Genomic DNA, 8,659 nt, shown 5'->3' with positions numbered 1-8,659 from the left:
GGCCGCCCGGCGTCACTCCCGGCAACTACCATCCCGAACCGGGCATCCTCGCCTGGCTCACAGCCCTATAACTATGCCGACATATCAACCCCGAAAATCTCATCTGACCAGCACCATTACAACAACCATCGGCATAGCCCCAACGTCGGCATAGGACATCACCTACCTGAGGACCTGGGAGGGCTGGGTCTATCTGGCGACTGTGATCGACGCACACAGCCGCCGGGTCATCGGCTGGGCCATCGCCGATCACATGCGGACCGATCTGATCGAGGATGCCCTCGTGATGGCCATGACGCTGCGCGAGGACAGGCCGGCGCAAGTTATCTTTCACAGCGACAGAGGCACCCAATATGCCTCGGCCCAGATCACCGCATTCGCGATCAAGAATGGCATCACACGCTCGATGGGATTGACCGGTATTTGCTGGGACAACGCAATGGCGGAAAGCTTCTTCGCGACGCTGAAAACTGAGTTCTATTACCGCCGCGTTTGGCCCACCCGGGACCGCGCCACGCGGGGAGTCGGAGCCTGGATCGAGGACCGATACAACCGTCGGCGTCGGCACTCCTCGATCGGAGATGTCAGCCCCGTCGCCTTCGAACTGCAATACTCGTCAGAGACCGCGGAAGTTCAACTCGCCGCTTAACCCGTGTCCACTAACCGGGGGCAAGGCCAGTATCTCGCATAGCCGCAAAAGCGGCGGTTGCAGGGAGCGGCCTGACTTTGTCAGGCGGGCGGAGAGGCTCCGGTCGCCTGGACGGTCCAGGCGACGTACTCACGCGCGTCGACCGTGAGCTGTTCGTCGGTGATGTGACCGACCCCAGTGAGGAAGTGGCCGCCGAGGTAGGTCATGCCGACACGGATTGCGGTGACCTCAAAGGCTGAGGTGAGCTCGTCGAGAGTGCGGTGGTACCGGCCGAGCTTGGAGTAGTCCTCAGCGCTGGACCAAGTGGAAACGGCGATGCCGAGTTCCTTGCCTTCCAATGCGCGTCCCCCGGGTCCGTAGGCCCAGCCGCGCTCAAGCACTGCGTCGAGCCACGCGTGGAGCAGTGCCGGTGCGCTGTACCAGTGCATGGGAAACTGCAGGATGATCCGGTCGTGCGCGGACAACCTCTCGTGCTCAGTGGTTACGCACATCGGTGAATTTGAGATGGCGTCGCCAAGGATGTGAACGCCGGTATCGTCGCTGCTCCTCAGGGCTTTGAGCCACGCTTGGTTGATGCGAGAGGACGGTAGGTCAGGATGGGCGACGATAACGAGGGGGCGGGTCATGCTGATTCTCCTTCGGTGACGGACTCGGCAGTGTGTCGCTTTACGCTGACGCCGGTTGCGATGAGTGCGACTATCGCAGCGGCTGTCAGGGTTGAGGCAAAGAGGGTGACTGAGATGGAGAGACCGAACGCGTCAGCTGCGTATCCCACCAGGACTGAGGCGATGCTTGCAGGGATGTAGCCCCCAATGTTCAAGGCCGCGTTGGACTCTGCACGTTTTCCTGGGGTGATGTGCGTGGCAATCAGCGACAGGCCTGCGAGTTGCCCGAGACCTTGCGCGGCACCAGCGAGGAGCGCTGCGATGATCGCGGCGGCAGCAAACGGTACGACTGTGACGGCCAGGACCATGAAGATCATCGCAGCTATTGCGGTGGTCGAGCTCAGTGCGAGGTGAGCGCGAGTGGTCAGGTGGGCGAGCGCGAACTGAATACCGGTGGCCACCAGGAACATGGCGCAGGCGACCACTCCGGTCACGAAGGCACCTGGCGCGCCAACGTGGCCGAGCACGGTCGGGCCGAGGGAGAGCACGAAGGATGTGGCGGTGATGCCCGGCGCAAACGCGCCGATGCCCCATCGGAGTTCGCGGCGGTTTTCCCGCGGAGCCGATGGCCAAGCCAGCAGACGAACTTTGTTCTGTGTGACGGGTCGTTTCAGCGGAAGCACGATCGCCACGAGGAGCGCGGCGACTTCGACACACAATACGACGGTGAACACGAGTTGTTGGGTAGAGGGTGATCCTGCCACGGCGAGGCCGCCGGCCAGGAGTGGTCCGAGACCGGCGCCGAAAACCATCGAGACAGAAGCGATGAGCGAACTAGTGCGTTTGCGGTGTTCGGGTGCGAGGTCGACCACCGCGGCCATACCTGCGGTTACGGCCGTGCCGACGGCGACGCCGGCGAGTAGCCGGGCGACCAGCAGCCACATCACATCTTGTGCAGCAAGAAACAATACCGACGCGATCACCGCCGCTGCCAAGCCCGGAACAAGAACCACCTTGCGACCGAACCGGTCTGCCAGGCGTCCGGCGATGATCAATGCTGCGACCAGGCCGACGATGTACGTCGCGAAGATGATTGTCAGTAGGCCTGACTCGAACCCCCATTCGGCCTGCCAATGTCCGTACAGGGGGGTTGCCGAGTTAGAAAGCAGGAACACCGCCGTCACCGTTGCAGCTGCGGCGATGGACCAGCCCAAACCGCGACTGGGCCTGCCGAATGGTCTCGGTGCGGTGCTGGTGCGTTCGCCATCCAAGGCTTGTCCGACTAAACTCGTACTAGTTCGCATAAAGACGAACTTATCGCCCAGTACGAGAAAAGTCGAACAACAATGTCTCCTCATGCACTGGATCTTCTTGCCCCGACGTACGTCACCCCGCCCACTGAACGGGAACGACCGCCGGGTCTTCCTGAGCCGACCTCCGATGAAATCCGGCTCGACAGGGTCTTCGCTGTCCTGTCCGAGCCGTTGCGGATCACGATCGTCCAGCGGTTGTTGACCTCATCCGATGAGTTCGACCACACCTGTGGCTGGTTCGGGTTCGATCGTCCTAAATCGACACTGACGCATCACTTCAAAGCACTGCGCGAGGCAGGGGTTCTCACTCAACGGCAATACGGGTTGGAGCGGCGCAGCCGGGTTCGACTGGGTGACCTCAATGAGCGATTCCCCGGGCTCGTTGATCTGGTCCTGGCCTGGGAGCCCACACCGTCGGCGTAGAGGCCTGCCGAGGAGCCTCTGGCGAACAGCGGTTTTTAGCCAACGTCGCAACACCTGACGTTCAGGAGAAGCGATGCTAGATAGTCCAAGAAAGCGGCAAAAGGGCACCGGCGCACTGCCGATGGTCAAGACACGCAACAAATATGCTCAGCTGATGAGGCAAGGAATCAGCAACGCCGAGGCGCGCCGAACACTTAACATCAACCGGCGTACAGGCATGCGATGGTGGCACGGCGGACAGTGACGAACGCGCAAGGACGCGCGAAGACCTACGCGCCGATCTCGCTAAAGACGCCACCGACGATTTCGTCGCGATACCTATCCGAACCAGAGCGGATCCATATCGCTGATGCACTGCAAGCCGGCGAGAGCCTGCGTCAGATCGCGGCCGGATTGGGGAGAAGTCCGTCGACGGTCAGCCGTGAGGTGATCCGAAATCGGTCCCCACGCCTGAAACGTTATGCACCGCACGCTGCCCAAGCCTTGGCCGATGCTGCACGGAAACGGCCGCGCCTGGGGAAGATAGCGGGGAGCACTCTGTTGCGGGACGCGATTCAGAAACTCCTGCTGGAGCAGTGGAGCCCGCGTCAGATCAGCCACCAATTGCGCCTCGATTATCCCGGGCAGCCCTAGATGCACGTCCTGCACGTCCTGCACGAAAGCATCTACCAGTCCCTGTATTCGCCTCAGATCAATGGGGCGGTTTCACGCGGTCATTGCAACAGGAGCTTTCCAATCGCTTCGATCGGATGGGTCCGTCGAGATCAGACGCTGTGAAGAGCAGGCTTCATGCTACGGACACAACCGGGATCGATTCCCCCCGTTGGTTCCGAGCTGATGGTTTCCGAGCACGGGTTTTGGTGGCCTGATTCAGTTTCAGGCAAGTGCCCGTAAGCCCGTCGGCCAGCGGGCTGTTAACGCCGACCGAAAACACGGCCAGTATCGCCGTTTGAAAGTAGGGCCACCAGCCACTATGGAGGGTGATCAATATGGACGATTGGGCGAGGATACGCCAGCTGTTTTCAACGGGGCAGCATTCGAAGCGGGAGATCGGCAGAGTCGTCGGGGTGTCGGGGTGTCGCGGGGAACGGTGGATCGGGCGTTGGAAGCGGACCGGCTGCCGAAGTACCACCGCGCCGGGACAGGGTCGAGTTTCGACGCGTATGCCGCGCAGGTTCGGGTGTTGTTGGCCACGACGCCGACGATGCCCGCGTCGGTGCTTGCTGAGCGTGTCGGCTGGTCGGGGTCGGCGTCGATGTTCCGCGACAAAGTCGCCGCGATCCGGCCGGAGTACGTGCCGCCGGACCCGGCGGATCGTCTCGTGCACGAGCCGGGCAAGCAGGTCCAGTGCGACCTGTGGTTCCCGCACGAGCCCCTACCGCTGGGGCATGACCAGGAGGGCATGCCGCCCGTGCTGGTGATGACCTCGACGTTCTCCGGATTCTTCCAAGCCCAGATGCTGCCATCCCGCTCAACTCCCGGCCTGCTCGGCGGGATGCGGTCCTTACTGCAGACAGCCGGCGTCGTCCCGCAGCGGCTGGTCTGGGACAACGAGACCGGCATCGGCAAGGGCAAACTCACGCACCTGCTGCCGCGTTCGCAGGGACCCTTGGCACTGAGATTCATCTGCTGATGGCGCGTGATCCGGAGTCCAAGGGCATGGTGGAGCGGCGCAACAAGTTCTTCCGATCCTCGTTCATGCCCGGCCGGCAGTTCGCCTCGCCGATGGACTTCAACGACCAGCTGACCGACTGGCTGCCGCGCGCCAACGCCCGTCATTCCCGGTCGCGACGCGCACGGCCGATGGACCTGATCGAGCGGGACCGCGCCGCCATGCGGCCCTTGTCGCCGGTGGCGCCGGACGTGCTCTTTCGCAACACCGTGCGTCTGCCGCGGGACTACTACGTCCGAGTGCTCTCCAACGACTACTCCGTCGCGCCGGCGATGATTGGCCGGCTCGTGGACGTGACGGCGAGCCTGGACACCATCAACGTCACCCACAATGGGGTGAACGTCACCTCGCACGAACGAGAATGGGCGCGCGCACTGACCGTGACGGACCCGAACCACGTCGCCGAGGCTGACGTGCTGCGACGACAGTTCCAAAGCGTCAAACGACAGGACCGACCTCTCTCGAAAGTCGCGTTCGTCGAGACGGCCAACCTCGCGTCCTACGACACCCTCTTTGGGGTAGATATGAGCCCGGACCTGACCGACATGGACGTGTTCTCATGAGGAGCAGCAGCAGCGCGGCGGCGGAGATCGAGCACTACGCCCGGGCGCTTCGGGCGCCGCGGATCGGTGACGCCTTCCGCCGCCTCGGTGACCAGGCCCGCTCGGCGGGCTGGTCGTACGAGGAATACCTCGCCGCGGTCCTTTCCCGCGAGGTCTCGGAGCGAGAAGCGTCCGGCGCGGCCCTGCGCATCAAGGCAGCCCGGTTCCCGGGGCACAAGACCCTCGAGGACTTCAACTTCGACGCCCAGCCCAGCGCCGACCGCACCCTGATCGCGCACCTGGGCACGAGCACCTTCGTCGACGAAGCGAAGAACGTCGCCCTCCTCGGCCCGCCCGGCACCGGCAAGACCCACCTCGCCGTCGCGCTGGGCGTTCAGGCGGCCAACCACGGCCACCGCGTGCTCTTTGACACCGCCACCGGCTGGGTCGCCCGACTGCAGGAAGCGCACTCCCGCGGCAAGCTCGCCGGCGAGCTCACGAAGCTCCGGCGCTACAGCGTTTTGATCGTTGACGAGGTGGGCTACATCCCGTTCGATCAGGACGCCGCGAACCTGTTCTTCCAGCTCGTCGCAAGCCGCTATGAACATGCGTCCCTGATCTTGACCAGCAATTTAACCTTCGGCCGTTGGGGCGAGGTCTTCGGTGACCAGACCGTTGCCGCCGCGATGATCGACCGGATCGTGCACCACGCCGACGTTCTCAGCCTCAAGGGCGCCAGTTATCGGATGAAGAGCCACCAGCCCACCGCCGATACGGCATAGTAGGAACATCGATAGTGGTCCTGTTTTCAAACGGCACTATTGGCCCTGTTTTGGGTCGGCGTCAACAGACGTCGACATGGAACAGCACAACTGGCCAAAACTGGGCCCCCTATTTCAACGATGATGTGAAGACGATGAACGATGCAACCAACGGAGACTGGTAATGCCCAAGCGGTGGATCACGCGAGTAAGGATGATGGCTGGAGTCATGATGATCACCGTTGCTCTTGCGGGCTGCTCAGGCTCTGGATCGTCTCCAGGTGCGGGGTCCACCGCCACACACCCGCCTCAAAGCGGCAGTGCCACACCCCAGACCATGACGTCACGCGACGACCTGATATCGCCGAGCGTGCTGGTCTGGGATTCATGGCGCGAGGTGACGCCAACCACCATTGAGGTCACCTTCCTAGCGGGACCAGCATCATGTACCGGCATTCATGCAACTGTCACGGAGGCCACGAAAGATGTCACTCTCGACCTGACAGAAGGTGCACTCCCCGGCAGTACCGACTGCCAGGCAATCGCCCTGACCACAACGACCAGAGTCAGTTTGACCCAGCCGCTCGATGACCGGCAAGTTCGCCAATCCGCCAGCTAAGAACACAACCATGAAGGATCGTTGATGATCGGGTCCGTTCAGTGGGCCTCTGGCCAGGGATACAGCGAGGCGGAACTTGATGCTCCTATTGTTGTCAAGCGCTGACGTTCGGTTGCTCGCTGAGCCATGTGCGGTAGCGCTTAGAAAGGACTCGATCTTGGGTGGCGCCGCGTTCAATGCGCGAGATGGCTTTGGGCCAGACGCTCAGCTCGAGTGCTACTGCGGTCTGGGTGAGGTGCAATGCGAGGCGCCGTGGACGCAGGTCGTTGGTTAGCAGGTCGGGCCGTGGGTTTTGCAGGACGCGGTATATTTCGCGGGCGACGTAGCGCTTGAGGCAGCGCATGATCTCCTTCTTGCCTTTGCCCTCGCTGGTGCGTTTGACGACGTAATCCTGGGTGCGTTGGTCCCTCGCCATGCGCACGAGAACGATGCGGTGAATCGCGGAGTTCGCGGCGCGGTCGCCACCGCGGGAGAGCCGGTGCCGTGTCGTCTTGCCCGATGATGACGATCGGCATCGTCGGCATTCTCCTTGTAGTTGCCGACGTGCTGCTCATTTTTTTCGACCCGACCCGAGCCGACTCGCCCCGTACTTTACTGCGGTCTGCGGCATCTGCCTCATCGTTGCGGGATTCGTCGGCCACCGGGCAGTTCGGAACACGGGCTCGGCAGGATAGGACGGCCTCTGGTTTCCCAGCAGGTCTGGCCGGAGGACGTCCGACTGCTTCCGCCCACGACAGACTCACCGTGGCCATATGGGGAACGTCTAACGGGACGCCAAATCTTTGTGGTGGACGTGAAACTGCTTCTGTTGGCGCAGCGTTAGGTCTGTGATCCACAAGAATTCGATGATCCGAGGTTACGGGGCGTATTGCTACATGATTGAACCGCCGTGCTTGATTGGCGTCACGCTGGCCAACGCAGATCGGATTCGCAAGCGGCGGTATCGGCGGCATCGATGCGTTGGCATCCGCCGTCGAGCAGTGTGCGTTCCCCGAGTGGTTGGTCGAGTTGGACGGTTACAGGGACGGCATCATTCCCTGGGCAATCAGCCGCGCCGCCGCCGAAAGGTTCAACGTCAATCCGGATCGTGATTTGTTCTGACTTGTACGTCACGACAGGAGTTAGGGTCGCGCCGGTAACACCGGAGGAGCAGCCGAGTCGGGTAACGACGACCTCAATAATAGTGCTGTCCCTACCCAGATTAGTGGGATTACTAATTCGCCAGGTCGCGGTCTCTCCAGACTGGACAACATCTGGATCGCCTATACCCTTCCCATTTTCGGGCCCGGTCTGCTGACATCCAGCCAGAAGTATCGCGACAGCGATCGCTCCGATCAACCGACCAGCAGTGCATTTCTGCTTCATGCACTCATGATCCATCGTCCACGCCCAACAGCACAATACTGTTCGTGTACTGATACACGAACGTAGTCGAAGGCATTCGCTGTTACGCCCTGAATGTCGAACAAGGCAACCCAAGCAGTCGTGCCTGACTACACCAATTCAATCGCACGCGAACAACGGCGGGTAGGAATGTCATACGTCCGCACGTTCATCGCGCTGACTTCATAAAATGGAAGGGCCCGACTCAGCCCGTAAGCCTAACCCCTGCGGGGCGAGCCGGGAGGGAGCCAGAGGACGTGCTTGGAGCGCTAACTTGCAAAACTCGAAGCGCGGTCGAGCCCCCGTAACGATCGCCTACCGTCTCCGTGTGGGGCTAGTCTTCGCCCATAGAATGTGACCATGAGTCCGAATCGACCGGCGCTGATCGCGATCGCGATTGCCGTAGCAGTCGGCATGTGTGGGTGTACGACTGAGCCGTCGAAAGTAACTCCGGCAGGCGCTGCAACAACCGCATATCCTGGCGCGCCGACACCTCTGCCGAGTGGTCTGGTCGACCCTTTTGCGGGCTACGCAACAGTCGTCGACGGGCGGCTGGCGATTGTCTTGTCCGGCAGCTCGAGTTGTCCGCCGAACGGAATTTGTCAAGGTGAATGAGGCCAGTGGGAGTTTAGGCGGCTAGTTTTAGCCCTTCAACCTCAACTGGTTTCTCGGCTGGTTTGTTGATCCATGCC

At 61.8% G+C, this 8,659-nt stretch carries 9 protein-coding genes and 1 pseudogene; 7 read left to right on the top strand and 3 right to left on the bottom strand.

What is annotated here, in order from left to right:
* Window positions 1-157: 157 nt before the first annotated feature.
* Complete coding sequence (locus tag E3T55_RS00050) at window positions 158-649, top strand: IS3 family transposase (RefSeq protein ID WP_338145112.1); 492 nt, start codon at window positions 158-160, stop codon at window positions 647-649.
* Between the two features lie 80 nt (window positions 650-729).
* On the opposite strand, the gene E3T55_RS00045 is transcribed toward E3T55_RS00050, so the two are convergent.
* Both E3T55_RS00045 and E3T55_RS00040 read right to left on the bottom strand, forming a co-directional pair.
* Window positions 730-1,275, bottom strand: a complete 546-nt coding sequence (locus tag E3T55_RS00045; RefSeq protein ID WP_134517556.1) for an NAD(P)H-dependent oxidoreductase — start codon at window positions 1,273-1,275, stop codon at window positions 730-732.
* Window positions 1,272-2,468, bottom strand: a complete 1,197-nt coding sequence (locus E3T55_RS00040) for an MFS transporter (protein WP_198418475.1) — start codon at window positions 2,466-2,468, stop codon at window positions 1,272-1,274. Before E3T55_RS00040 ends, E3T55_RS00045 begins: the two co-directional genes overlap by 4 nt.
* 132 nt (window positions 2,469-2,600) lie before the next feature.
* Between E3T55_RS00040 and E3T55_RS00035 the strand changes: the two genes are divergently transcribed.
* The 5 genes from E3T55_RS00035 to istB all read left to right on the top strand — a co-directional run bounded on the left by E3T55_RS00035 (window position 2,601) and on the right by istB (window position 5,986).
* On the top strand, window positions 2,601-2,990 hold the full coding sequence (locus E3T55_RS00035; RefSeq protein ID WP_134517554.1) for an ArsR/SmtB family transcription factor: 390 nt from the start codon (window positions 2,601-2,603) through the stop codon (window positions 2,988-2,990).
* Between the two features lie 240 nt (window positions 2,991-3,230).
* Entirely contained in the window at window positions 3,231-3,623 is a 393-nt protein-coding gene (locus E3T55_RS21110; RefSeq protein WP_158594773.1) for a helix-turn-helix domain-containing protein, read from the top strand.
* Window positions 3,624-3,987: 364 nt separating this feature from the next.
* Window positions 3,988-4,623 (top strand): hypothetical protein, encoded by a 636-nt coding sequence (locus tag E3T55_RS20635; RefSeq protein WP_241992756.1) that lies wholly within the window; start codon window positions 3,988-3,990, stop codon window positions 4,621-4,623.
* A complete protein-coding gene (locus E3T55_RS20630; RefSeq protein WP_241992755.1) occupies window positions 4,623-5,225 on the top strand; it encodes a Mu transposase domain-containing protein in 603 nt (200 codons plus the stop codon). Before E3T55_RS20635 ends, E3T55_RS20630 begins: the two co-directional genes overlap by 1 nt.
* Window positions 5,222-5,986: an IS21-like element helper ATPase IstB gene (istB, locus tag E3T55_RS00020; RefSeq protein WP_134517553.1), complete on the top strand. Its 765-nt coding sequence runs from the start codon at window positions 5,222-5,224 to the stop codon at window positions 5,984-5,986. Before E3T55_RS20630 ends, istB begins: the two co-directional genes overlap by 4 nt.
* Before the next feature lie 692 nt (window positions 5,987-6,678).
* Here istB and E3T55_RS00010 read toward each other — a convergent pair.
* Window positions 6,679-7,089: pseudogene (locus E3T55_RS00010) on the bottom strand (transposase); the annotation flags it as partial.
* Between the two features lie 392 nt (window positions 7,090-7,481).
* Here E3T55_RS00010 and E3T55_RS00005 point away from each other — a divergent pair.
* Entirely contained in the window at window positions 7,482-7,685 is a 204-nt protein-coding gene (locus E3T55_RS00005; RefSeq protein ID WP_134517551.1) for a hypothetical protein, read from the top strand.
* The last annotated feature ends 974 nt before the right edge of the window (window positions 7,686-8,659 follow it).

It is taken from the genome of Cryobacterium frigoriphilum (assembly GCF_004403305.1).
Classification (GTDB): Bacteria; Actinomycetota; Actinomycetes; order Actinomycetales; family Microbacteriaceae; genus Cryobacterium; species Cryobacterium frigoriphilum.
The sequence above is the reverse complement of the archived record's forward strand: the minus strand, read 5'-3'. Positions and strand labels throughout refer to the sequence as shown.

Bases quoted from the DNA above. Each gene is read 5' to 3' on its own strand.
- E3T55_RS00045 (WP_134517556.1), bottom strand. From the start codon at position 1,275: ATGACCCGCCCCCTCGTTATCGTCGCCCATCCTGACCTACCGTCCTCT.
- E3T55_RS00035 (WP_134517554.1), top strand. From the start codon at position 2,601: ATGTCTCCTCATGCACTGGATCTTCTTGCCCCGACGTACGTCACCCCG.
- E3T55_RS20630 (WP_241992755.1), top strand. From the start codon at position 4,623: ATGGCGCGTGATCCGGAGTCCAAGGGCATGGTGGAGCGGCGCAACAAG.
- istB (WP_134517553.1), top strand. From the start codon at position 5,222: ATGAGGAGCAGCAGCAGCGCGGCGGCGGAGATCGAGCACTACGCCCGG.